Origin of the sequence: Pseudomonas lactis, assembly GCF_001439845.1 — a bacterium.
Classification (GTDB): domain Bacteria; phylum Pseudomonadota; class Gammaproteobacteria; order Pseudomonadales; family Pseudomonadaceae; genus Aquipseudomonas; species Aquipseudomonas lactis.
On sequence record NZ_JYLO01000008.1, the window covers coordinates 335,150 to 357,457 of the forward strand.

Here is a 22,308-nt window from a genome sequence, read left to right on the forward strand (position 1 = left end):
ATGGCGGTATGTCAGGCGCTGAATCTCCCGACTTTGAGGTCCTCATCGCAGGCAAGCCAGCTCCCACAGAAAGTCCAAAGCCAGGTGGGCGCCATGGCTGACTCCGTACCGCTCAAGCGCCTGGTCACCCGTCTGCTGATTTTGGTGTTGGCGATGTTCGCCTTTGGCTTCGCCCTGGTGCCGATCTACGACGTGATGTGCAAGGCGTTCGGCATCAACGGCAAGACCGCCGGCCAGTACGAGGGCGAGCAAATGGTCGACCCCTCGCGCCAGGTGCGCGTGCAGTTTCTGTCCACCAACGCCATCGACATGGTCTGGGAATTTCATTCCAAGGCCGATGAGATTGTGGTCAACCCCGGAGCAGTCAACGAGATGCTGTTCGTGGCCTACAACCCCACCGATAAGCCGATGACCGCCCAGGCGATACCCAGCATTTCCCCGGCCGAGGCGGCGATGTACTTCCACAAGACCGAATGCTTTTGCTTCACCCAGCAAGTGTTGCAGCCCGGTGAGCGCATTGAGATGCCCGTACGTTTCATCGTCGATCGCGCGATGCCCAAGGATGTGAAGCATTTGACCCTGGCGTACACGCTGTTCGATATCACTGCGCGCCAGCCGCCCGTGGCCGTCAGGACCGGGGGCTAGCTACTGTTTGCCCCCTCAATCAGGAGAGCGAATACATGTCGACTCATGATACGTACTACGTACCGGCGCAAAGCAAATGGCCGATAATTGCCACGATTGGCCTGCTGGTCACCGTGTATGGCCTGGCCGTGTGGTTCAACGACTTGAAGGCCGCGCGGGCCGAATCCCACGGGCCGTGGATCTTTTTCGTCGGCGGTTTGCTGCTGGCCTACATGCTGTTTGGCTGGTTTGGCGCGGTGATCAAGGAAAGTCGTGCCGGGCTGTACAGCGCGCAGATGGACCGCTCGTTCCGCTGGGGCATGACCTGGTTCATCTTTTCGGAGGTGATGTTCTTCATCGCCTTTTTTGGTGCGCTGTTCTACGTGCGTGTCTGGGCCGGGCCTTGGTTGGCGGGCGAGGGCCCCAAGGGCATTGCCCATATGCTGTGGCCGAACTTTGAGTTTGCCTGGCCCCTGCTGAACAACCCCGACCCCAAGCTCTACCCAGCGCCCAAAGGCACCATCAGCCCCTGGGGCCTGCCGTTGGTCAACACCATCCTGCTGGTGAGCTCCAGCGTGACCATCACCATCGCCCACCATGCCCTGCGCAAAGGCCATCGCGGCGCGCTGAAACTCTGGCTGGCGATCACCGTGCTGCTGGGCCTGGCGTTTCTTGGGTTCCAGGCTGAGGAATACATCCACGCCTATAAAGAGTTGGGCCTTACCCTGGGCTCAGGCGTGTACGGCGCGACGTTCTTCATGCTCACGGGCTTTCACGGCGCCCACGTGACCATCGGCACCATTATTTTGTTTGTGATGCTGATGCGCATCCTGCGTGGGCATTTCAATGCCGAGCACCAGTTCGGTTTCGAGGCGGCCAGTTGGTATTGGCACTTTGTGGACGTGGTGTGGATCGGGCTGTTTTTCTTTGTCTATGTGCTGTGACGCCGCTTACCACGGCGCATGAGAGACCAGTTGGCCGCTGAAAAAGCCCCAGGCGATCAAGCCCACGGTGATCACGGCCAGCGTGACACGCACAGTCAAGGCAGTGACGAGGCGGTTGGAGTTGCCCTCGTCCTTGACCAGGAAGAACAAGCCACTGAACAGGCTCACGACGGTCGCGATCAGCATCAGGGCAATGGCGGCTTTGAGCATGGTCTGGCTCCGGGCTTATTGGGAGAGGGGCGATGAGATCGAGTATAGCCAGTGCCCTGCAGCGCTTTCGTCCGGGCATCGCGCCGACGCTGGTGGTGCTGGTGTTGCTGCCATTGATGGTCGGCCTGGGGTTCTGGCAACTGGCCCGTGGGCACGAAAAGCAACTGCTGGTAGACCGTTATGCCGAGCGCCGCGCGGCCGAGCCGGTCAGCAGTGCGCAACTCAATGACATGGCTGATCCGGCCTTCCGTCGCGTCCATCTTCGCGGGCAACTGGATGGTGAACACAGCGTATTGCTGGATAACCGCATGCGTGACGGCAAGGCCGGTGTCGAGCTGCTGCAGCCTTTTCATGATCAGGCCAGCGGCCTATGGCTGTTGCTCAATCGTGGCTGGCTGCCTTGGCCAGACCGGCGTATCGCGCCCGCCTTTACTACCCCTGAACAGACGCTGAACCTCGACGCCTGGGTGTACGTCGCCCCCGGCGAGACCTTCCAACTGCATGCCGACCCGGCCAGCACGCAATGGCCGCGCCTGCTTACCGCACTGCACCCCGCCGCGCTGTGGGACGAACTGGGGCGCAGCGGTTTTGCCTATGAACTGCGTGCCGAAGCGGGCCCCGATACCTACGAAACCAGCTGGCCCGTGGTCGCCATGGGCCCGGAAAAACACCTGGCCTACGCCGTGCAATGGTTCGCCATGGCCGTGGCGTTGCTGGCGCTTTACCTCTACCTCGGATGGCATAACAAAAAGGAGAAGCCCCATGGGAGCGGCCATGAATCCACCCAGCACATCTGACACGCTTGATCGGCGCAAGGGTCGCTGGCAGCTGATTTTGATCCTGATGATGGTGATCGGCCCGATGGCGCTGGCCACCTTTATGTACAAATTGCAGTTCTGGGTGCCGGACAGCCGCAGCTACCACGGCGAACTGATCGGCAACGGCCAGACCCGCGCCGACATTGGTGTGCAGGCCGATGAACAGCGTTGGCAACTGCTGGTCACCGCCCCCGCCGCCTGCGCTGCCGATTGCCAGCAACTGGTGTACCTGGCGCGCCAGCTGCAGATCAGCCTTGGCCGTGATGCGTCTCGTGCCAGCCATGCCCTGGCCGGCGCGCAACCTTTGAGCCGCGAATACGAGGCCAAGCTCAAGGCTGAATATCCACAGCTGCAGCGCTACCCGCTGGATGTGTCGACCTTTGCCAGGAACGCTGCCGCGCCTGGTGAGGCACAACTGTGGATCGTCGACCCCCACGGCAATCTGGTGCTGCGCTATGACGCCAAGGTCAAGGGCAAGGACTTGCTCAACGACCTGCGCTTGCTGCTGAAACTGTCGAACATCGGATAAGGGCACCGTCATGGCCAAGCCTGGATTTCGCCTCGCGCTGTTTGCCACCTTACTGGCGTTGCTTGTCGTGCTGCTCGGCGCCTATACCCGCCTGACCCACGCCGGCCTCGGCTGCCCGGACTGGCCGGGTTGCTACGGCTTTATCAGCGTGCCCCAAAGCGAAGCCCAACTGGCCCATGCCGAGTTGCACTTTCCCGACACGCCGGTGGAGGCCGACAAAGGCTGGGCCGAGATGACCCATCGCTACTTCGCTGGCAGCCTGGGCCTCTTGATCGCGCTGCTGGCGGCGCGTTCGTGGCGTCATCGGCGTGATCCGGGCCAGCCAGTGAAGCTGCCGCTGTTCCTGCTGGCGGTGGTGTTGGCCCAGGCGGCGTTTGGCATGTGGACCGTGACCTTGAAGCTCTGGCCGCAAGTGGTCACCGGGCACCTGTTGGGCGGCTTTGCGACCTTGAGCCTGCTGTTTCTGCTGACCCTGCGGCTGTCCGGCGTACTGCCGGCGCTGGTCGTGCCCAAGCGCCTGCAATATTGGGCGACGGCGGGCCTGGTGCTGGTGATCGGGCAGATCGCCCTGGGCGGCTGGGTCAGTTCCAACTACGCGGCGGTGGCCTGTGTCGATTTGCCCACCTGCCATGGCCAATGGTGGCCGGCAGCGGACTTTGCCAATGGCTTTCACCTGACCCAGCACATCGGCCCCAATTACCTGGGCGGGCAGCTCGACAGCGAAGCGCGCACTGCTATTCACCTGACGCATCGCGTCGGCGCCGTGCTGGTCACGCTGGTGCTGCTCGGTTTGGCCTGGCAACTGCGGGCAGTGGGGATGACGCGCCTGGCCGGCCTGCTGTTGATCGCCCTGGCCGCGCAGATCTGCCTGGGGCTGAGCAATGTGGTGTTCGGCCTGCCGTTACCGGTGGCAGTCGCGCACAACGCTGGCGGGGCAACGTTGTTGTTGACGCTGGTGCTGGTCAATTACCACGCGCGCACCAGCCTGGTTCGGGTGCGTCACCCGCGTCTGTTCGGTTGGCGTTTTATCCCGCGCAAACAGGTGTCGGGCCTGATCACCCTTAAAGGAGAACTGCCATGGCGACCGTGATCGGCGCACGTCGCGACCGGGCGATCTGGCGTGACTATCTGGAGCTGACCAAGCCCAAAGTGGTGGTGCTGATGCTGATCACCTCGCTGGTGGGCATGTTCCTCGCCACCCGCGCCGGGGTGCCCTGGACCGTGCTGGTGTTCGGCAACCTCGGCATTGCCCTGTGTGCCGGCGGCGCGGCGGCGGTCAATCATGTGGTGGATCGACGGATTGATGCCGTGATGGCGCGCACTCACAAGCGGCCGATGGCTGAGGGGCGTGTCTCGCCGATGGCGGCGTTAGCGTTTGCGTTGTTCCTGGCGATTGCAGGGTTGGCCCTGCTGCTGGCGTTCACCAACCCGCTGGCGGCCTGGCTGACCTTGGCTTCGCTGCTGGGTTATGCGGTGATCTACACCGGCTTTCTCAAGCGGGCGACTCCGCAGAATATCGTCATCGGCGGTCTGGCCGGTGCGGCGCCGCCGCTGCTGGGCTGGGTGGCTGTCACCGGGCATGTGGGTGCCGAACCCTTGCTGCTAGTGCTGATCATCTTCGCCTGGACCCCGCCACACTTCTGGGCCCTGGCCATTCACCGCAAAGAGGAATACGCCAAGGCCGACATCCCGATGCTGCCGGTCACCCATGGCGAGCACTACACCAAGGTGCATATCCTGCTGTACACCTTCGCCCTGCTGGCGGTGAGCCTGATGCCCTACGTTATCCACATGAGCGGGCTGCTCTACCTGGCCTGTGCGCTGGTGTTGGGTGCGCGCTTTCTGCAATGGGCCTGGGTGTTGTACCGTGGCAGCCAGCCGCACGCGGCGATCAACACGTTCAAGTACTCTATCTGGTACTTGCTGCTGCTGTTTATCGCCCTGCTCGTAGACCACTACTTATTGTTGAACCTATGACTCGAACTCAAAAAACCGTCTTCATCCTCGTGGCCCTGGTGGCGTTGATCATGGGCCTGACCGTCAACAAAGTGCTCTCGGGCAAAGGCCAGGGCGACCCTACCGCGCTGATCGACGCGGGCATCATTCTGTTGCCGCAAAGCCGCCAGTTGCCAGCGGTGACCATGACCAATCAGGAAGGCCAGCCGGTGGTGGTCAACGAGTTGAAGGGCAAGTGGAGCCTGCTGTTTTTTGGCTACACCTTCTGCCCGGATATCTGCCCAACCACCCTCGCCCAGCTTCGCCAGATCAAGAGCGAGCTGCCCCAAGAGGCTGTGGATAAGTTGCAGGTGATCCTGGTCAGCGTCGATCCGCACCGCGATACTCCGGCGCAGCTCAAGCAGTACCTGGGTTACTTTGATCCGCAGTTCCAAGGCCTGACTGGCGCGAATGTGGAGGATGTGCAGAAGGTTTCGAATGCGGTGAGCATTCCCTTCATTCCGGCGGATACCACTAAGCCGAACTACACCGTCGACCACAGCGGCAACCTGGCACTGATTGGCCCGGATGGGACGCAGCGTGGGTTTATTCGTGCGCCGTTGAACAACCAGAAGCTGGTGGCGCAGTTGCCGGGGTTGCTACAGCGCAAGTGAGCACCTGATGATCGTTCCCACGCTCTGCGTGGGAATGCAGTTAGGGACGCTCTGCGTCCCCAAGCGTGACGCAGAGCGTCACGAGAGGCGTTCCCACGCGGAGCGTGGGAACGATCAGATCAGGAGAAATCAGAACGCCGGCTTGATCGCGCCTTTGTACTTCTCTTCGATGAACTTCTTCACTTCAGGCGTGTGCAGAGCTGCAACCAGCTTCTTCACCGCGTCCGCATCCTTGTTGTCTTCGCGGGTCACCAGGATGTTCACGTAAGGCGAATCGCTGCCTTCGATCACCAGGGCATCCTTGGATGGGTCCAGCTTGGCTTCCAGGGCGTAGTTGGTGTTGATCAGCGCCAGGTCGACTTGGGTCAGCACGCGCGGCAGGGTGGCGGCTTCCAGTTCGCGGAATTTCAGGTTTTTATCGTTGCCGGTGATGTCCTTGATGGTCGACAGGATGTTGGTCGGGTCCTTCAGGGTGATCAGGCCGTTCTTGGCCAGCAGTAACAGCGCACGACCACCGTTGGTGGCGTCGTTCGGAATCACCACGTTGGCGCCGTCAGGCAGGTCGGCCAATTTTTTGTACTTGCTGGAGTAAGCGCCCAGAGGCTCCAGGTGCACCGCGCCGACGCTCACCAGGTGAGTGCCTTTGGCCTTGTTGAATTCATCCAGGTACGGCTGGTGCTGGAAGAAGTTGGCGTCCAGGCGCTTTTCAGCCACCTGTACGTTCGGCTGCACGTAGTCGGTGAAGACTTTGACGTTCAGGTCCACGCCTTCTTTGGCCAGGGCAGGCTTCACGAATTCGAGGATTTCGGCGTGAGGCACCGGCGAAGCAGCGACCGTAATGGTCTCGGCGTGGGCGGAAAACGCAGCCACGGCGGCGAAAGCAACCAGTAGTTTTTTCATCCAGCAAGCTCCTTGTTCGGGCATCTGCCGGCTGTGTGCCGGCAATGGCCGTTATTTACGAGAAAAATGCACCACCAGCCGGTCGCCGACGGTTTGCAGAATTTGCACAAGAATCAACAGCATCACCACGGTGACCACCATCACATCGGTCTGGAAGCGCTGGTAGCCAAAACGGATTGCCAGGTCGCCCAGGCCGCCAGCACCGACCACACCCGCCATTGCGGTGTAGGAAACCAGTGTAATCGCCGTCACCGTAATCGCTGCGAAGATGCCAGGGCGGGCTTCGGGCAACAGGGCGTTGGTGATGATCTGGCGGGTGGTAGCACCCATGGCCTGGGTGGCTTCGATGATGCCACGGTCCACTTCGCGCAGGGCTGTTTCCACCAGGCGCGCAAAGAATGGCGTGGCGCCGACGACCAGCGGTGGGATCGCGCCGGCGACACCCAGCGACGTGCCGGTGATCAGTACCGTGAATGGAATCATCACGATCAGCAGGATGATGAACGGTAGCGAGCGCAAGATATTCACGATCAGCGACAGCAGCGCGTACAGGCCTTTTTGTTCGAACAGCTGGCGCGGGCTGGTCAGGAACAACAGCACGCCCAGGGGCAGGCCCAGCAGCACGGTGAAGAACAGCGAGCCGAACAGCATGGTCATGGTGTCACCGGTGGCGAGCCAGATTTCAGACCAGTCGATATTGGCGAAGAAACTCAGGAAAACGTCCATCAGCGCAGGACCTCCATGTGAACGTCGGCGGCGGTGAAGCGTGCAAACGCAGCGTCCATGTCACCGCCGGTGACGGCGAGGGTCAGTTGCCCGTAAGGGATGTCTTTGATGCGGTCGATACGACCGGCAAGGATGCTGTAGTCCACCCCGGTTTCCCGTGCGACGGTACCCAGCAGTGGCGCGTAGGTCGCGTCCCCTTGGAACGTCAGGCGCACGATACGGCCTGGCACATGGGCAAAGTCGTCGCGCTGCTCGCCTTCGTCCACCTGTTCGGCTTCTTGTACGAAGCGTTTGGTGGTCGGGTGCTTGGGGTGCAGGAACACGTCGGCCACCGAGCCTTGCTCGACGATCACCCCGGCGTCCATCACCGCGACCTGGTCGCATACGCGGCGGATCACGTCCATTTCATGGGTGATCAACACGATGGTCAGGTTCAGCTCGCGGTTGATCTCGGCCAGCAGTTGCAGGACCGACGCCGTGGTTTGCGGGTCGAGGGCGCTGGTGGCTTCGTCGCACAGCAGGATTTTTGGCTTGGTCGCCAGGGCTCGGGCGATGCCGACGCGCTGTTTCTGGCCGCCGGACAACTGCGCCGGGTACTTCTTGGCGTGGTCCGACAAGCCGACGCGGGCGAGCAGCTCAGCCACACGCTGGTCGATTTCCTTGCGCGACAGTTCGCCGGCGAGCGTCAGCGGCAGCGCGACGTTGTCGGCCACGGTCTTGGACGCCAGCAAGTTGAAGTGCTGGAAGATCATGCCGACCTGCTGGCGAAAGCGCCGCAGGCCGTTGGCGTCCAGCGCAGTGACTTCTTCGCCATCCACCTTGATCTGGCCACCACTGGGCTCTTCCAGGCGGTTGATCAGGCGCAGCAGGGTGCTTTTACCGGCACCCGAGTGGCCAATCAGGCCAAACACCTGGCCGTTCTCGACGCGCAGGCTGGTGGGGTGCAGGGCGGGGATATCCTTACCGGCGACGCGGTAGGTTTTATGGACGTTTTGAAACTCGATCACGTAGCGAACCTTGTGGGGCGCATTGAAAAGGGATCAGCGGTTAGCCGGGCGCGCATTTTAGCCTGTCCGTATAGCGTTTCTTAGCATTTATTTCGTATTCATCCAGTCATTTGGCAATAACGCGATCAAAGGTCATAAAAAAGGAACGGTGCAAAACCGCGTCAGTCACTACTTAAGCAACTCGATTTCCCAGGTGCCGTGCCTGGGGTTTTGCTCAAACGAGCCGGGGACCGCTCTGGCCACTTTGAATAAGGAGTTTTGACTGATGAGTACCAAGAAGCCAGCCACCCCGCCCAAGAGTGAACTTGCGGGTACCGATACCCTGGACCGTGGCAACACCAACGCCAAGTTGCAGGCCCTGGAAGAATTCCGCTCTGACGCGACTGGCCAGGCCCTGCGCACCAACCAAGGCGTGAAGATTTCCGATAACCAGAACAGCTTGAAAGTCGGCGCGCGCGGCCCGTCGCTGCTCGAAGACTTCATCATGCGTGAAAAGATCACGCACTTCGACCATGAGCGCATCCCGGAGCGCATCGTGCATGCCCGTGGTACGGGCGCCCATGGCTATTTCCAGAGTTACGGCGACCATTCGACGCTGACCAAGGCAGGTTTCCTGCGCACGCCTGAGCATAAAACCCCGGTGTTCGCGCGTTTTTCCACGGTGCAGGGCCCGCGTGGTTCCGGCGACACCGTGCGTGATGTGCGCGGTTTTGCCGTGAAGTTCTTTACCGACGAAGGCAACTTCGACCTGGTGGGCAACAACATGCCGGTGTTCTTCATCCAGGATGCGATCAAATTTCCAGACTTCGTCCACGCGGTGAAACCCGAGCCTCATAACGAAATTCCTACCGGCGGTTCGGCCCACGATACCTTCTGGGACTTTGTCTCGCTGCAACCGGAATCCGCGCACATGGTGATCTGGGCCATGTCCGACCGCGCCATTCCAAAAAGCCTGCGCGCCATGCAGGGTTTTGGGGTGCACACCTTCCGGTTGATCAATACCGAAGGTAAGTCCAGCTTCGTGAAATTCCACTGGCGTCCAAAAGTCGGCACCTGCTCCCTGGTATGGGACGAAGCGCAAAAGCTGGCCGGTAAAGATACGGACTACCACCGTCGTGACCTGTGGGAGGCGATTGAAAGCGGCGATTACCCCGAGTGGGAGCTGGGCGTGCAGATCGTGGCCGAAGAGGACGAACACAAGTTCGATTTCGATTTGCTCGACCCGACCAAGATCATTCCCGAAGAACTGGTGCCGATCACGCCGCTGGGCAAAATGGTGCTCAACCGTAACCCCGACAACTTCTTCGCTGAAGTCGAGCAGGTTGCGTTCTGCCCGGGCCACATCGTGCCGGGCATCGACTTCACCAACGACCCGTTGCTGCAAGGCCGTCTGTTTTCCTACACCGATACCCAGATCAGCCGACTGGGCGGGCCGAACTTTCATGAGATTCCAATCAACCGGCCTGTCGTGCCTTTCCATAACGGCCAGCGCGACGCTCAGCATCGTACGGTGATCGATAAAGGCCGTGCGTCGTACGAGCCAAACTCCATTGATGGTGGTTGGCCGAAGGAAACCCCTGCCGGTCCTACCGATGGTGGCTTTGAGTCCTACTACGAGCGCGTCGATGCCAACAAGGTGCGTGAGCGTAGCGAATCCTTCGGTGACCATTTCTCCCAGGCGACGCTGTTCTACAACAGCATGAGCCACCACGAGAAAGAGCACATTATCGCGGCCTACAGCTTTGAGCTGGGCAAGGTGGAGCGCGAGTTCATCCGTGCGCGCCAGGTCAACGAGATCCTGGCCAATATCGACCTGGAGCTGGCCAAGCGCGTTGCGCAGAATTTGGGCTTGCCGGCGCCGACCAAGGGCACGGTGCCTGCCCGTGAAACGTCGCTGAAAGAATCGCCAGCCTTGAGCCAGGTGAATTTACTATCGGGCGATATTAAAACGCGCAAAGTGGCGATTCTGGCAGCCAACGGCGTTGATGGTGCGGCCATTGACGCGCTAAAAGCCGCGCTGGAAGCTGAAGGCGCCCATGCCAAGTTGCTGGGGCCTACTTCGGCGCCTGTGACCACTGCGCAGGGCAAGACGCTGCCGGTCGACGCCTCGATGGAAGGCATGCCGTCCATTGCCTTCGACGCAGTGTTTATCCCGGGTGGCAAAGAGTCCGTGAAGGCGCTGAGCGGTGATGGTGTGGCGTTGCATTATGTACTGGAAGCCTACAAACACCTGAAGGCGATTGCGGTAGCCAGTGATGTGAAGCCGTTGCTGGACCTGCTGAAGCTGGAAGCGGATGCGGGGTTGATCGTGGGCGCGGATGCCAAGGCGTTCAAAGCGTTTTTTGCGGCGATTGCCCAGCATCGGGTGTGGGAGCGTGAGCCGAAATCCAAGGCGATTCCGGCTTAACTTATCGGTTGTTTGTTAGATCGTCATCGCAGGCAAGCCAGCTCCCACACCGTTCAAATGTGGGAGGTGGCTTGCCTGCGATGCTTTTAGTCCGCCTTGCGCGGAATCAGCACAACCTGCGCCGGAATGTGTTTCAGGATTTGCCGGTGAATCTTCAGGTCATATCCCGAATCAATCCGCTTGACCCGCTTGGTCAGTAACGTGGCCAGCCACGGGTAATCCTGGGTGCGTGGCACCTGGATGCTGACATCGCACTGGTAATTCACCACGTCGGTGGCGATCGCGTCCAACTGATGACGCATATCTTCGACATCCGCCAGGTTCAGCGCCACGGTGGTGCTCGGCGCTGCCGGGTCGATAACCTTGGCGGCGGGCTTGGCTTCAGCGGCTTTCAACGCGGCTTCTGCCTGGTCCAATTCGGCTTTGCGCGCATGGCTGATGGCGCTGTTGACGCCACCAGTCAGCGCAGGGGCCTTGGGCATCAAGGCGCGGGCACGGCTCAGGGCCGTGGCGGCCGCGTTGACATCGCCCTTTTGCAACACGATCTGGCTGCGCTGCAAGTAGGCTTCGGCCAATTGACGCTGGTAGGCCTCAAGTGCCGGGTCATTGGGCGATTGGGCCTGCAGTGCGGCCAACTGGTCTTCGGCGGTGGCCAATTCGCTGCTGGCCAGGTTTTGTTCCAGCTGCGCGATGGCCGCAGCCCGCGGATCCGGAGCCTGGGGGGCAGCGGGCGGCGTACTTTGGCAGGCGCCCAGCAGCAGTGAAAATGCGGCAAGGAGCAGATAACGGGAGGTGAACGGCTTCATTCCTGCGACTCTCTATTTGCGCAAAAAGCGAGCAAGTCTACACCCCTCGACGGGGCAGGACAAAACTCAGCAGAAACAGGGCGGCCGCCGTAACCACAATCGACGGCCCGGCCGGTGTGTCCTTGAACCAGGACAGCGCCAGGCCACCACACACTGCAAGCATCCCCAGGAGGCTGGCGCCAATCGCCATCTGCTCCGGAGAGCGAGCGTGACGTTGGGCGGCGGCGGCTGGAATGATCAGCAGCGACGTGATCAACAATACGCCGACAATCTTCATCGCGACAGCAATCACCACGGCGATGAGCAACATCAGCGCCATACGCAGGCCTGCGACGGGCAAGCCCTCTACCTTGGCCAGTTCTTCATGCACGGTGATCGCCAGCAACGGGCGCCACAGGGTCACCAGCAACACCAGCACCGCAGCGCTGCCGCCGAGTATCCAGGCCAGGTCGGTCGGGCTGATTGCCAGCAGGTCACCAAACAGGTAGGCCATCAGGTCGATGCGCACTTCATGCATGAAGCTCAGCACCACCAGGCCCAGGGACAAAGTACTGGGCGCAAGGATGCCCAGCAGTGTGTCGGAAGCCAGTGGCTGGCGTTGCTGCAGGGTCACCAGCAGCACCGCTAGCAGCAGGCAGCCGACGGTCACGGCGATGGCCGGGCTTACGTCCAGCAGAAAGCCCATGGCCACGCCCAGCAAGGCGGCATGGGACAACGTGTCGCCGAAATAGGCCATGCGTCGCCACACCACGAACGAGCCCAATGGGCCCGCTACCAGTGCCAAAGCCAAGCCTGCCAGCAGGGCGTAGAGCAGAAAATCAGCCATGCTTGCAGCTATCTCCATGAACGTGGGGGGTATCGACGACGGCGCCATGCAGGTCATGGGCGTGGTCGTGGTGGTGATGATAGATAGCCAGGCTCTGGGCGTTCTTGCCGAACAACTCCACGAACGCCGGGTCGCCACTGACCTGTTCCGGGTGGCCCGAGCAGCACACGTGGCGGTTGAGGCAGACCACTTGGTCGGTGGTGCTCATGACCAGGTGCAAGTCGTGGGAGACCATCAGCACGCCGCAACCATGGCGGTCGCGCAGGCGGGTGATCAGGCTGTACAGCTCGGCCTGGCCAGCGACATCGACACCTTGCACGGGCTCATCGAGTACCAGCAACTCGGGCTCGCGCAGCAAGGCGCGGGCCAGCAGCACGCGCTGCATTTCGCCGCCGGAGATGCTTTGCACCGGGTTGTCGATGACGTGTTCGGCGCCGACTTCCTTAAGCGCAGCCTGGGCGCGGGCGCGGTCTACGCCAGGCACCAGGCGCAGGAAGCGCAATACGGAGAGCGGCAATGTCGGGTCCACGTGCAGCTTTTGCGGCATATAGCCCACGCGCAGCTTGGGCTTGCGCCAAACCGTGCCGCTGTGGGGCTTGAGCAGCCCGAGCACGGCGCGCACCAGGGTGGTCTTGCCAGCGCCGTTGGGGCCGATCAAAGTGACGATTTGCCCCGGCTCCACGCTCAGTGCGATGTTTTCCAGCACGTTTTGCCCGGCGAACGTGACCCCGACCTGCTCCAGGCGGATTAACGCATTGCTCATCAAACCCCCTGGCAGCCTGCGCACAGGCCGACCACTTCGACCGTTTGCCCCTCGACCTTGAAGCCGACGTCGGCAGCGCTTTTGACAATGGCGTCGCTGATGCTTTTTTGCTCAAGCTCGATGGCGGCGTGGCACTCGCGGCAGATCAGGAACTGGCCCTGATGCGCGTGCTCCGGGTGGTTGCAACCGACAAAGGCGTTGAGCGAGGCGATACGGTGCACCAGGCCATTTTCCAGCAGGAAATCCAGTGCACGGTAAACGGTAGGCGGTGCGGCGCGGCGGCCGTCCTGCTCGCTGAGGACGCCAAGAATATCGTAAGCGCCCAAAGGCTTATGGCTCTGCCACACCAGCTCCAGCACCCGGCGACGCAAGGCGGTCAGGCGCAAGCCTTTCTTTGCGCACAGGGTGTCGGCCTCTGACAATGCGGTGTGCACGCAGTGAGAGTGGTCGTGGGGACGGCTGGCAAGCGGTGTTTTAGGCATGAGCGGCGACAGATATTTGATAGAGACGTTATTATGTTACCCGTTCCTACGCCATCGAGTGGTCATCGTGTCCCGACTTTTTCCCGTTTTTGTCATATTTGTCACCAGTTTGTTCGTTGCGGGTGCCGCTCAGGCCGAGGTCAAGGTGCTGACGAGCATCAAGCCGTTGCAGCTGATCGCGGCTGCCGTGCAGGACGGCGTGGCTGTTCCAGAGGTATTGCTGCCGCCGGGGGCGTCGCCACATAACTTCGCTTTGCGCCCATCCGACGTACGGCGCGTGCAGTCGGTCGACCTGCTTTACTGGATCGGGCCAGACATGGAGACGTTTTTGCCGCGTGTGCTTAAAGGCCGTACGGCGCCAACGGTGGCCGTGCAGGATCTGCCAGGCATGAAACTGCGCATTTTCGGCGAAGATAGCCATTCTCATGCCGACGAAGCCGACGAACATGACCACGATCACCGCCCAGGCAGCGTGGATGCGCACCTGTGGCTGTCGACCGTCAATGCGCGCGTGATCGCCGCACGGATGGCGGCCGACCTCAGCGCCGCCGACCCGGCCAATGCCGAGCGTTATCAGAGCAATGCCAAAGCCTTCGAAGAACGCCTGAACGCGCTGGATGCGCGCCTGAAGCAGCGTTTGGCGGGCGTGGATGGCAAACCTTACTTCGTGTTCCACGAAGCCTTTGATTACTTCGAGGAGGCGTACGGCTTGAAGCATGCGGGCGTGTTCAGCGTGGCCGCCGAAGTGCAGCCGGGCGCGCAGCACGTAGCGGCGATGCGCGCGCGTTTGCAGGAAGTGGGCAAGACTTGCGTGTTCAGCGAGCCGCCGTTGCGACCTCGCTTGGCCGAAACCCTGGTAGCCGGGTTGCCGGTGAAGTTGGCGGAGTTGGATGCGTTGGGTGGCTATACCCCGGCGACGGCCCAGGGTTATGAGCAGGTGCTGGAAAAACTCGGCAATGACCTCGCCGGTTGCCTGGAGTCGCTCTAACAGGTAACACAAAACCCTGTGGGAGTGGGCTTGCCCCAATGCCAGTCAGTTAAGCGGTCATCGCCTACTGTAGGAGCGAGCTTGCTCGCGAAAAACGTCAACGATAACGCGTGCTCGCTGAATGAACGCGGCGCCCGTAAGTTTTTCGCGAGAAAGCTCGCTCCTACAAAAAACCTTAACTGACTGGCATTAGGGCTTGCCCGCGATAGCCATAGGTATCTACACAACTTTGTAGGCTGTAGCAGCCGACGGTAACCACGATGCGACGCGAGACGCTCTTGATCTTGATCTGCTTTTGATCTTAGGCGACCCCCAAATCACTGGCGGATTACGGGCACACCGAGCCTGGGCGAGGTGCCGAGTGGTGGGGCAAGAGCGTTTTGCTTACTTTGGCCTGGGCCGGCATCCCGGCTTTTGCAAAGTGAGCCGCCGTCAGGGCGGAACCCTAAGTGGCCGTTACCGCAGGAATGGATATGTACACGGTCCAACTGTGTTGACTGTCAAGCCGTCTTCGCAGGCAAGCCAGCTCCCACAGTTGGATCGCGGTGCGTCAGTTAGATCAGCGTCGGCTGCCAGGCCGTCGCGAGAGCAAGCTCCCTCGCCACAGGTTTAGCGTCGTACCGAAGTTGTGTAGATACCTATGCCGCGATAGCGTTGGCTCAGTCGATACCGCTATCGCAGGCAAGCCAGCTCCCACATTGACCGAGTCGGTGTTTTAAAGTGCGAACGGCAGGTGGACCGTGACCTGCTGACGCTGCGCCAAGCGGTGCTCGAACTCAGCCGGGTCATGAATCAACACATCCTGCCCGGCAAATGACTCGGCCGCGATCAGCCGCGACAGCCAGAACCGCACGCACGCCACGCGCAGCATGGTCGGCCATAGCTCGGCTTCCTTCGCGGTAAACGCTCGTAGCCCTGCGTAAGCGCCCAGCAGCGCCCGGGCACGGTGGCCGTCAATCACGCCCTCGGCATCCGAGCACCAGTCATTCAAGGCGATGGCCACGTCGTAGAGCATCGGCCCCGAACAGGCGTTGTAGAAGTCGATCAGGCCCGTCAGGTGCGTGCCTTCAAACATCGCGTTATCGCGAAACAGATCGGCGTGCACATTCGCCCGTGGTAGGCCGAGGATGTCGGCCTTGTGGGCGTCGATCTCGGCCAGCGCATCGCGCAACAGGCGTTGCTGGGCCTCGTTAAGGTGCGAAATAAGCTGCGCGCCCTCGCTGAGCATCCACTCCAGGCCGCGGTCGGTCTTGCGTTCAAGTACCTTTTCGCCTTGGGTGGCCAGGTGCAGGTGGCCGAGCAGTTCGCCAACCTGGGCGCAATGCTGCGCATTGGCCTCCTTGATGTGCTTGCCCGCCAGACGTGGTTGCAGCAAGGCCGGTTTGCCCTTGAGTTCGCGCAAAGCGATGCCGTCGGTGGTGCGCAGGGCGTACGGCACGGGCAGGTCGGCGTCGTGGAGCACGTCGAGCAGTTCGATGAAGAACGGCATTTCTGCCACCGGGCCACGCTCAACCAGGGTCAGGACGAACTCGCCCTGCTCCAGGCTGATAAAGAAATTGGTGTTTTCGCTGCCGGCGGCAATCCCCTGGAAATCAAGCAGGCGGCCGAGCCCATAAGGGGCGAGAAAGGTTTCCAGCTCGGGCCGAGCCAGGGGGGTGAACACAGACATGGTTAAAACTGCCGTTACGGGCGCTGCGGTGGGCAGCGCCGGTTAAAATTAAGAAATCATTTCCATTCGAAGATCTTCCATGACGGGATCAGCATATCCGGCTGGTCAGAGCGGATGAAGTTCGCGTCGGTGCCGTCCGCACGTACCAGAAAGTACGGCGGTGCGCCCTTCGGGGTGACTTTGATTGCGTACAGGAAGCCGTTTTGGCGGTATTCCTGGATGGTTTTGTCGCCTTCCGTGCGAATGGTAACTTCCGGGTCTGCCGAAGGGGCATCGTCTGCCGCCATGGCAGCCATCGGAGCGAGTGCAATCAAACCGGTCAACAGCAGGCGATTGAATGTACGCATGATAACCTTGTCCCTTTGTTTTCATTGGTCCGGCTATTCTAGCGCCTGACCCGCCGAAAAGGTTGATCCTGCTCATGAGCCAAGCGCCCCTCGTCCTGGTGGACGGTTCTTCTTATCTGTACCGCGCCTTCCACGCGCTGCCACCGCTGACCACCTCCAAAGGCCTGCCCACCGGTGCGGTCAAGGGCGTGTTGAACATGCTCAAAAGCCTGCGCAAGCAGTACCCGGACAGCCCATTTGCGGTGGTTTTCGACGCCAAGGGTGGGACGTTTCGCGATGAGATGTACGCCGAATACAAAGCCAACCGCCCGAGCATGCCCGATGACATGCGCCTGCAGATCGAGCCGCTGCATCAAAGCGTGATCGCTCTTGGCTTCCCGTTGCTGTGCGTCGAGGGTGTGGAGGCCGATGACGTGATCGGCACCCTGGCCCGCAGCAGCGCGGCCGCCAGCCGCCCGGTGGTGATCTCCACCGGTGACAAGGACATGGCGCAACTGGTGGACGGCCACATTACCTTGGTCAATACCATGACCGGTAGCTCCATGGACATCGAGGGCGTTAAGGAGAAATTCGGCGTCGCTCCGGAGCAGATCATCGACTATCTGGCGTTGATGGGAGATTCGTCCGACAACATTCCCGGCGTTCCGGGCATTGGCCCCAAGACCGCCTCCGGCTTGCTGGTGGGGGTCAATGGCGGCCTCAAAGAGCTTTATGAGCAGTTGGATATTGTGCCGACCCTGCCTATCCGTGGGGCCAAGACCCTGCCGGCAAAGCTGGAAGAGCATAAAGAGATGGCATTCCTGTCCTATCAGTTGGCGACGATCAAGATCGATGTGCCGCTGGATGTTGGGTTGGATGATTTACACCTGATCGAACCGGACCGCGAAAAGCTGCTTGAGCTGTACACATTGCTGGAGTTCAAGAGCTGGTACGACGAGATCCAGCGCGATACCAAGCGTGTCGAGCTGAAGGCGGCCAATGAAGTTACGCCCGTCGCGGATGTCGCAGTGGAGGCGGTGGTATCGGTGCCCGTAGAGACGGTTTACACCACCATTCTTGACCAGGCCACGTTCGATCTGTGGTTGAAAAAACTCAACGACGCCAAGCTGTTTGCCTTCGATACCGAAACCACCGGGATCGACGCCCAGCAGGCGCAATTGGTCGGGGTTTCGTTCGCGGTGCAGCCCCATGAGGCTGCCTACATTCCGCTGACGCACGCTTACATCGGTGCACCGGAACAACTGGACCGCGACACCGTGCTGTTGACCTTGAAACCGTTGCTGGAAGACCCGACCAAACTCAAGGTGGGCCAGCATGCCAAGTTCGACATGAATATCCTGGCCAACTGCGCCATTGGTGGCGACCCTGCCCAGGGCATTACCGTGCGCGGCATCGCCTTCGACACCATGCTCGAATCCTACGTGCTCAACTCCACCGCGACGCGGCACGATATGGACAGCCTGGCGAAGAAGTACCTGGACCACGACACGGTCAGCTTCCAGGACATCGCCGGCAAAGGCGCCAAGCAACTCACGTTCGACCAGATCGCCCTTGAGCAAGCCGGCCCTTACGCGGCCGAAGATGCTGATGTGACCTTGCGCCTGCATCAGTACCTTTACGCGCAACTGGCAGCGATCCCGAGCCTGGCCAGTGTGCTGACGGACATCGAGATCCCGCTGGTGCCGGTGCTGGCCCGCATCGAGCGCCAGGGCGCACTGGTAGACAAGGACCTGCTCGGCATCCAGAGCATCGAGCTGGGTAACAAGATGGTTGAGCTGGAGCGCCAGGCCTACGAGATCGCCGGTGAAGAATTCAACCTGGGTTCGCCCAAGCAGCTTGGGGCGATTCTCTACGAAAAGCTTGGCATGCCGGTGCTGAAAAAAACCGGCAAGGGCCAGGCCTCCACGGCTGAAGAAGTGCTGGCCAAACTGGCCGAAGATGATTTCCCGCTGCCCAAGGTACTCATGCAGTACCGCAGCATGAGCAAGCTCAAAAGTACCTATACCGACCGCCTGCCGGAACAGATCAACCCACGTACCGGGCGTATTCATACGTCTTACCATCAGGCCGTCGCGGCGACCGGGCGCTTGTCCTCCAGCGATCCGAACTTGCAGAACATCCCGGTGCGCACCGCCGAGGGGCGGCGCATTCGCCAGGCGTTTGTCGCGCCCAAGGGCTACAAGCTGCTGGCGGCGGACTATTCGCAGATCGAGCTGCGGATCATGGCGCATTTGTCCAAGGACGAGGGCTTGATGAACGCCTTCCGCAATGACCTGGACGTACACACGGCCACGGCGGCCGAAGTGTTCAAGGTCGAGTTGAATGAGGTCACGTCCAACCAGCGCCGCAGCGCCAAGGCGATTAACTTCGGCCTGATTTACGGTATGGGCGCCCAGAAGCTGGGTAAGGACATCGGCGTCGATACCAAGACCGCCAAGGCTTACATCGATGTGTACTTCGCCCGCTATCCAGGGGTGCGCGAATACATGGAGCGCACCCGCGCCCAGGCGGCGGATCAGGGCTATGTCGAAACCTTCTTCGGGCGACGCCTGTACTTGCCGGACATCAACTCCAACAAGCCCCAGGAGCGCGCGGCGGCCGAACGCACAGCGATCAACGCGCCGATGCAAGGCACGGCGGCGGACATCATCAAAAAAGCCATGGTGCAGGTGGATAACTGGCTGACTGAGTCGGGCCTGGATGCCAAGGTCATCCTTCAGGTGCACGACGAATTGGTGCTGGAGGTGCGCGAAGACTTGGTCGCGCAGGTCAGCGAGAAGATTCGCGAGCATATGAGCGCGGCGGCGCAGTTGGACGTGCCTTTGGTGGTGGACGTAGGCGTAGGCGATAACTGGGACGAGGCGCACTGATTCTGCGGCTTCGCCATCACCTTGCGCGGTGGCGAGGCGGTTTAGAGTGCAAACCGCGGTCAGTTATTTCCAATAGTTTTTTGAGCCTGTCGGAACTTAACCTGTGAACTGCCACTCAGAGTTACTGAATGGGTGGTGAAGCCCTTCAATGCTCCTATGTTGTGTTAAGTGTTGGCAGATAATTCCGGACCCCGCCCTAGCGGTCCGGAACTTGAACCCCGAACTTCCCCTCCCCAAAAGAAGTCCGGGGTTTTTTTTGCCCGCAGAAAAGTTATTCGGCGATTTCTGCGCCCTTGTCCGCCAATTCCATCCAGCCGGCCAGTACGGTGTAAGCCTCTTCCAGACCCATGCGCTTGGGGGCGGAGAACAGCTGAATGGTGATGGTGTCGCCCCAACCCTTACGGATTTCGGACTGCACTTTGAGCAGGGTGTTCTTGGCTGCACCGTAGGTGAGCTTGTCGGCCTTGGTCAGCAAAATGTGCATCGGCATGCCGCTGGCGACAGCCCAGTCGAGCATCAGCAAGTCGAAGTCGGTCATTGGATGACGTATATCCATCATCAGAATCAAACCCTTCAAACTCTCGCGACCGCCCAGGTAAGCCTCGAGGTGACGCTGCCAGTGCAGCTTCAGCGGGATAGGTACTTTTGCATAACCGTAGCCCGGCAGGTCGACCAGACGCCGATCATCGTCTAGCTTGAAGAAATTGAGTAGTTGCGTGCGGCCCGGGGTTTTCGAGGTGCGCGCCAGGCTGGCGTGGGTCAGGGTGTTCAGTGCGCTGGATTTACCGGCGTTGGAACGGCCGGCAAAGGCGACTTCAAAGCCCTCGTCATCGGGGCATTGGTCCACTTTGGCGGCGCTGAGCATGAAGGTGGACTGTTGGCACAGGCCGAGGATGGGGTTCTTGAGTTGCATGAGATTTCCGATGTGGGCGGTGCCGAGAAAGGGTGCGGCAAGCGGTGTCGTTTCCGTTTCAGTAGCGCCAGTATATAATGCCGCAGATTTTGTGTGTGCTTTGTCCCAGCGAAGGATGAAGTTCACGGGAGCGAAAGACCTTTATTGCGCATTAGAACGCAAAACGCTCTCAAACCCTGAAAAGGTCGATGTATGGACCGACGGTTGCTCGCTTCTGCTGCCCTGATTCCGCTTTACGGCGCTCAGGCTACACAGGATCAACCGAGTTTGCATGGTCAGGCTGACGCAGCACGTGACCCAGGGTTTCAAGGCAATGCCGCCGCGTGGTTTGTGCATGGACTGCAGTACTGAGGATTACCAGGCCGTCACTGATGTGATGGTGAGTAAACCCGGTAGATAACTCTTAAACCCTTAGCCGTAGTTGGATTAGCTGATGAACAAACTGATCGTGAGTCTGCTGTTGACCTTGGGCATCACAGGCGCTGCCGTCGCTGCAGAGGGCCCCGTCAAAGGTGATGCCACTGCCGGTCAAGCGAAGGCCGCCGTGTGTGGTGCCTGCCACGGGCCGGATGGTAACAGCCCGGCGCCGAACTTCCCCAAACTGGCCGGCCAGGGTGAACGTTACCTGAGCAAGCAGATGCACGACATCAAGAGCGGCAAGCGCACGGTGCTGGAAATGACCGGCATGCTAACCAATCTCAACGATCAGGACCTGGCGGACCTCGCGGCGTATTTTGCCAGCCAGAAGGGTAGCGTGGGAGCTGCCGATCCTAAATTGGTCGCCCGCGGAGAGCAGTTGTTCCGTGGCGGTAACCTGGAAAAAGGCTTGCCTGCCTGCACCGGTTGCCACTCGCCCAATGGCGCAGGCAACGCTGCTGCCAGCTTCCCGCGCCTGAGCGGCCAGCACGCCACCTACATCGCCAAGCAGTTGACCGACTTTCGCAAGGAAGAAGCCGGCCGGGCCAACGATGGCGACGCGATGACCATGCGCACCATCGCTCGCAAGCTGAGCGACGAAGACATCGCAGCCCTCTCCAGTTATATCCAGGGCCTGCACTGACGGGGCTGGGCGTTAACGCTCGATTAATCCCGCGATGCAAGCATAAAAAGGGTGGCTTAGGCCGCCCTTTTTTGTGGCCGCTGCCGTTACACTAACGAACTCATGTCCGCGTAGACCTGTCACAACAAAGGTCGCGTGAGGCGACTTTATTTGTCCAGGAGTAAAGCATGCGTAATCTGATCCTCAGCGCCGCTCTCGTCACTGCCAGCCTCTTCGGCATGACCGCACAAGCTGCCGATGTGCCGCTTGAAGCCGGTAAAACCTATGTTGAGCTGGCTAACCCGGTTCCCGTTGCAGTGCCGGGCAAGATCGAAGTGGTGGAGCTGTTCTGGTACGGCTGCCCGCATTGCTACGCCTTCGAGCCGACTATCAACCCATGGGCTGAAAAGCTACCCAAGGACGTTAACTTCCGTCGCATTCCCGCCATGTTCGGTGGCCCATGGGACGCCCACGGCCAGCTGTTCCTGACCCTGGAAGCCATGGGTGTTGAGCACAAGGTCCACAACGCTGTCTTCGAAGCGATCCAGAAACAAGGCAAGCGCCTGACCAAGCCGGACGAAATGGCTGACTTCGTTGCCACTCAGGGTGTCGACAAGGACAAGTTCCTGGCGACCTTCAACTCCTTCGCTATCCAGGGCCAGATCAAACAGGCCAAGGAACTCGCGCAGAAGTACGGCGTGCAAGGCGTTCCAACCCTGATCGTCAACGGCAAATACCGTTTCGACCTGGGCAGCACCGGTGGTCCTGAAGCGACCCTGAACGTTGCTGACCAGCTGATTGCCAAAGAACGCGCTGCCAAGTAAGGGGCTC

General features: G+C 60.5%; 23 protein-coding genes and 1 pseudogene. 13 read left to right on the plus strand and 11 right to left on the minus strand.

Features of this window, described 5'->3' with window-relative positions; genetic code table 11:
- Positions 1-93: 93 nt before the first annotated feature.
- Positions 94-645, plus strand: a complete 552-nt coding sequence (locus TX24_RS15835; protein ID WP_003187340.1) for a cytochrome c oxidase assembly protein — start codon at positions 94-96, stop codon at positions 643-645.
- A 35-nt stretch (positions 646-680) separates the two neighbouring features.
- Positions 681-1,568: a cytochrome c oxidase subunit 3 gene (locus tag TX24_RS15840; protein WP_034134148.1), complete on the plus strand. Its 888-nt coding sequence runs from the start codon at positions 681-683 to the stop codon at positions 1,566-1,568.
- A gap of 6 nt (positions 1,569-1,574) precedes the next feature.
- Here TX24_RS15840 and TX24_RS15845 read toward each other — a convergent pair whose 3' ends face one another.
- Positions 1,575-1,778 carry a twin transmembrane helix small protein gene (locus TX24_RS15845; RefSeq protein ID WP_003187345.1) on the minus strand — a complete coding sequence of 68 codons (204 nt, stop codon included), beginning with the start codon at positions 1,776-1,778 and terminating at the stop codon, positions 1,575-1,577.
- A 32-nt stretch (positions 1,779-1,810) separates the two neighbouring features.
- Between TX24_RS15845 and TX24_RS15850 the strand changes: the two genes are divergently transcribed.
- From TX24_RS15850 to TX24_RS15870, 5 genes are read left to right on the plus strand one after another with little or no spacing between them, the layout of a single operon-like run.
- Positions 1,811-2,575, plus strand: a complete 765-nt coding sequence (locus tag TX24_RS15850) for an SURF1 family protein (protein WP_034134149.1) — start codon at positions 1,811-1,813, stop codon at positions 2,573-2,575.
- Positions 2,541-3,125, plus strand: a complete 585-nt coding sequence (locus TX24_RS15855; protein ID WP_034134150.1) for a hypothetical protein — start codon at positions 2,541-2,543, stop codon at positions 3,123-3,125. The genes TX24_RS15850 and TX24_RS15855 overlap by 35 nt, the downstream gene beginning before the upstream one ends.
- A gap of 10 nt (positions 3,126-3,135) precedes the next feature.
- Positions 3,136-4,215, plus strand: coding sequence for a COX15/CtaA family protein (locus TX24_RS15860; RefSeq protein WP_057710649.1), 1,080 nt, complete (start codon positions 3,136-3,138; stop codon positions 4,213-4,215).
- Complete coding sequence (gene cyoE, locus TX24_RS15865) at positions 4,203-5,102, plus strand: heme o synthase (RefSeq protein ID WP_057710650.1); 900 nt, start codon at positions 4,203-4,205, stop codon at positions 5,100-5,102. Before TX24_RS15860 ends, cyoE begins: the two co-directional genes overlap by 13 nt.
- The gene (locus TX24_RS15870) at positions 5,099-5,734 is read left to right on the plus strand and encodes an SCO family protein (protein ID WP_003187352.1); all 636 of its coding nucleotides are present in this window, start codon (positions 5,099-5,101) and stop codon (positions 5,732-5,734) included. Before cyoE ends, TX24_RS15870 begins: the two co-directional genes overlap by 4 nt.
- 129 nt (positions 5,735-5,863) lie before the next feature.
- Here TX24_RS15870 and TX24_RS15875 read toward each other — a convergent pair whose 3' ends face one another.
- Genes TX24_RS15875 through TX24_RS15885 form a run of 3 tightly spaced genes read right to left on the minus strand, consistent with a single transcriptional unit; the run spans position 5,864 to position 8,367 of the window.
- Positions 5,864-6,634 carry a MetQ/NlpA family ABC transporter substrate-binding protein gene (locus TX24_RS15875; RefSeq protein WP_034134153.1) on the minus strand — a complete coding sequence of 257 codons (771 nt, stop codon included), beginning with the start codon at positions 6,632-6,634 and terminating at the stop codon, positions 5,864-5,866.
- 51 nt (positions 6,635-6,685) lie between these two features.
- Complete coding sequence (locus TX24_RS15880) at positions 6,686-7,360, minus strand: methionine ABC transporter permease (protein WP_003187354.1); 675 nt, start codon at positions 7,358-7,360, stop codon at positions 6,686-6,688.
- Positions 7,360-8,367 (minus strand): methionine ABC transporter ATP-binding protein, encoded by a 1,008-nt coding sequence (locus tag TX24_RS15885; protein WP_003187356.1) that lies wholly within the window; start codon positions 8,365-8,367, stop codon positions 7,360-7,362. Before TX24_RS15885 ends, TX24_RS15880 begins: the two co-directional genes overlap by 1 nt.
- Before the next feature lie 265 nt (positions 8,368-8,632).
- Between TX24_RS15885 and katE the strand changes: the two genes are divergently transcribed.
- Positions 8,633-10,774: a catalase HPII gene (gene katE, locus TX24_RS15890; protein ID WP_057710651.1), complete on the plus strand. Its 2,142-nt coding sequence runs from the start codon at positions 8,633-8,635 to the stop codon at positions 10,772-10,774.
- Between the two features lie 86 nt (positions 10,775-10,860).
- Here the strand turns inward: katE and TX24_RS15895 are convergent, their stop codons facing one another.
- From TX24_RS15895 to zur, 4 genes are read right to left on the minus strand one after another with little or no spacing between them, the layout of a single operon-like run.
- Positions 10,861-11,580, minus strand: a complete 720-nt coding sequence (locus TX24_RS15895; protein ID WP_014716334.1) for a PA5502 family lipoprotein — start codon at positions 11,578-11,580, stop codon at positions 10,861-10,863.
- A gap of 37 nt (positions 11,581-11,617) precedes the next feature.
- Positions 11,618-12,406: a zinc ABC transporter permease subunit ZnuB gene (gene znuB, locus TX24_RS15900; protein ID WP_003187359.1), complete on the minus strand. Its 789-nt coding sequence runs from the start codon at positions 12,404-12,406 to the stop codon at positions 11,618-11,620.
- Entirely contained in the window at positions 12,399-13,169 is a 771-nt protein-coding gene (znuC, locus tag TX24_RS15905; RefSeq protein WP_003187361.1) for a zinc ABC transporter ATP-binding protein ZnuC, read from the minus strand. Before znuC ends, znuB begins: the two co-directional genes overlap by 8 nt.
- Positions 13,169-13,651: a zinc uptake transcriptional repressor Zur gene (gene zur / locus TX24_RS15910; protein WP_003187362.1), complete on the minus strand. Its 483-nt coding sequence runs from the start codon at positions 13,649-13,651 to the stop codon at positions 13,169-13,171. Before zur ends, znuC begins: the two co-directional genes overlap by 1 nt.
- A gap of 58 nt (positions 13,652-13,709) precedes the next feature.
- Between zur and TX24_RS15915 the strand changes: the two genes are divergently transcribed.
- Entirely contained in the window at positions 13,710-14,639 is a 930-nt protein-coding gene (locus TX24_RS15915; RefSeq protein ID WP_057710652.1) for a zinc ABC transporter substrate-binding protein, read from the plus strand.
- A gap of 715 nt (positions 14,640-15,354) precedes the next feature.
- Here the strand turns inward: TX24_RS15915 and TX24_RS15920 are convergent.
- Together TX24_RS15920 and TX24_RS15925 are read right to left on the minus strand one after the other, a co-directional pair.
- A complete protein-coding gene (locus TX24_RS15920; RefSeq protein ID WP_003187365.1) occupies positions 15,355-16,308 on the minus strand; it encodes a homoserine kinase in 954 nt (317 codons plus the stop codon).
- Positions 16,309-16,364: 56 nt separating this feature from the next.
- Positions 16,365-16,655, minus strand: coding sequence for a DUF2782 domain-containing protein (locus tag TX24_RS15925; protein ID WP_003187366.1), 291 nt, complete (start codon positions 16,653-16,655; stop codon positions 16,365-16,367).
- Between the two features lie 74 nt (positions 16,656-16,729).
- Between TX24_RS15925 and polA the strand changes: the two genes are divergently transcribed.
- Positions 16,730-19,525 (plus strand): DNA polymerase I, encoded by a 2,796-nt coding sequence (gene polA, locus TX24_RS15930; protein WP_057710653.1) that lies wholly within the window; start codon positions 16,730-16,732, stop codon positions 19,523-19,525.
- Between the two features lie 271 nt (positions 19,526-19,796).
- Here polA and yihA read toward each other — a convergent pair whose 3' ends face one another.
- Positions 19,797-20,438: a ribosome biogenesis GTP-binding protein YihA/YsxC gene (yihA, locus tag TX24_RS15935; protein WP_003187369.1), complete on the minus strand. Its 642-nt coding sequence runs from the start codon at positions 20,436-20,438 to the stop codon at positions 19,797-19,799.
- A 192-nt stretch (positions 20,439-20,630) separates the two neighbouring features.
- Between yihA and TX24_RS31865 the strand changes: the two are divergent.
- From TX24_RS31865 to dsbA, 3 genes and pseudogenes are all read left to right on the plus strand, one after another.
- Positions 20,631-20,838: pseudogene (locus TX24_RS31865) on the plus strand (cytochrome).
- 33 nt (positions 20,839-20,871) lie between these two features.
- Positions 20,872-21,498, plus strand: a complete 627-nt coding sequence (locus TX24_RS15945) for a c-type cytochrome (RefSeq protein WP_003187372.1) — start codon at positions 20,872-20,874, stop codon at positions 21,496-21,498.
- 167 nt (positions 21,499-21,665) lie between these two features.
- On the plus strand, positions 21,666-22,301 hold the full coding sequence (dsbA, locus tag TX24_RS15950) for a thiol:disulfide interchange protein DsbA (protein ID WP_003187375.1): 636 nt from the start codon (positions 21,666-21,668) through the stop codon (positions 22,299-22,301).
- Positions 22,302-22,308 lie beyond the last annotated feature (7 nt).

Coding starts and splice junctions, on each gene's coding strand:
- TX24_RS15835 (WP_003187340.1), top strand. CDS start 94: ATGGCTGACTCCGTACCGCTCAAGCGCCTGGTCACCCGTCTGCTGATT.
- TX24_RS15840 (WP_034134148.1), top strand. CDS start 681: ATGTCGACTCATGATACGTACTACGTACCGGCGCAAAGCAAATGGCCG.
- TX24_RS15845 (WP_003187345.1), bottom strand. CDS start 1,778: ATGCTCAAAGCCGCCATTGCCCTGATGCTGATCGCGACCGTCGTGAGC.
- TX24_RS15850 (WP_034134149.1), top strand. CDS start 1,811: ATGAGATCGAGTATAGCCAGTGCCCTGCAGCGCTTTCGTCCGGGCATC.
- TX24_RS15855 (WP_034134150.1), top strand. CDS start 2,541: ATGGGAGCGGCCATGAATCCACCCAGCACATCTGACACGCTTGATCGG.
- TX24_RS15860 (WP_057710649.1), top strand. CDS start 3,136: ATGGCCAAGCCTGGATTTCGCCTCGCGCTGTTTGCCACCTTACTGGCG.
- cyoE (WP_057710650.1), top strand. CDS start 4,203: ATGGCGACCGTGATCGGCGCACGTCGCGACCGGGCGATCTGGCGTGAC.
- TX24_RS15870 (WP_003187352.1), top strand. CDS start 5,099: ATGACTCGAACTCAAAAAACCGTCTTCATCCTCGTGGCCCTGGTGGCG.
- TX24_RS15875 (WP_034134153.1), bottom strand. CDS start 6,634: ATGAAAAAACTACTGGTTGCTTTCGCCGCCGTGGCTGCGTTTTCCGCC.
- TX24_RS15880 (WP_003187354.1), bottom strand. CDS start 7,360: ATGGACGTTTTCCTGAGTTTCTTCGCCAATATCGACTGGTCTGAAATC.
- katE (WP_057710651.1), top strand. CDS start 8,633: ATGAGTACCAAGAAGCCAGCCACCCCGCCCAAGAGTGAACTTGCGGGT.
- TX24_RS15895 (WP_014716334.1), bottom strand. CDS start 11,580: ATGAAGCCGTTCACCTCCCGTTATCTGCTCCTTGCCGCATTTTCACTG.
- znuB (WP_003187359.1), bottom strand. CDS start 12,406: ATGGCTGATTTTCTGCTCTACGCCCTGCTGGCAGGCTTGGCTTTGGCA.
- znuC (WP_003187361.1), bottom strand. CDS start 13,169: ATGAGCAATGCGTTAATCCGCCTGGAGCAGGTCGGGGTCACGTTCGCC.
- zur (WP_003187362.1), bottom strand. CDS start 13,651: ATGCCTAAAACACCGCTTGCCAGCCGTCCCCACGACCACTCTCACTGC.
- TX24_RS15920 (WP_003187365.1), bottom strand. CDS start 16,308: ATGTCTGTGTTCACCCCCCTGGCTCGGCCCGAGCTGGAAACCTTTCTC.
- TX24_RS15925 (WP_003187366.1), bottom strand. CDS start 16,655: ATGCGTACATTCAATCGCCTGCTGTTGACCGGTTTGATTGCACTCGCT.
- polA (WP_057710653.1), top strand. CDS start 16,730: ATGAGCCAAGCGCCCCTCGTCCTGGTGGACGGTTCTTCTTATCTGTAC.
- yihA (WP_003187369.1), bottom strand. CDS start 20,438: ATGCAACTCAAGAACCCCATCCTCGGCCTGTGCCAACAGTCCACCTTC.
- TX24_RS15945 (WP_003187372.1), top strand. CDS start 20,872: ATGAACAAACTGATCGTGAGTCTGCTGTTGACCTTGGGCATCACAGGC.
- dsbA (WP_003187375.1), top strand. CDS start 21,666: ATGCGTAATCTGATCCTCAGCGCCGCTCTCGTCACTGCCAGCCTCTTC.